At 49.1% G+C, this 281-nt stretch carries 1 pseudogene; it reads right to left on the bottom strand.

The features are described 5' to 3' along the window. Positions 1-6: 6 nt before the first annotated feature. A pseudogene (locus tag ALO43_RS30750) lies at positions 7-281 on the bottom strand (hypothetical protein); the annotation flags it as partial.

Here is a 281-nt window from a genome sequence, read left to right as displayed (position 1 = left end):
ATACTACGTTCCTCTCTTGATCCATTTGGAGGCTTTGGCCACGCCAGATACCTTGTCAGCGTATCCCGCGATTTCTCCTGTGTGCATGTAGCTATTAGTCGAAAGTCCAAGCAGTCGTTTGATCGAGCCTTCGTTGCGCAGTCCGGATCCATACGCCAGAAAATTGTTCAGCAGCTTATCAAGCTTCATGAACAACTCAGTTCGTTTGGCGTAGAAAGCGTCTCGTTGGGTCATCGTGCCGGAGCCCATGTGTTCCCGGTAAAGTTTTTCGATCTGTTGAA

The sequence above is a fragment of the Pseudomonas tremae genome (assembly GCF_001401155.1).
GTDB lineage: Bacteria > Pseudomonadota > Gammaproteobacteria > Pseudomonadales > Pseudomonadaceae > Aquipseudomonas > Aquipseudomonas tremae.
This window is presented reverse-complemented; position numbering and strand designations above follow the sequence as displayed.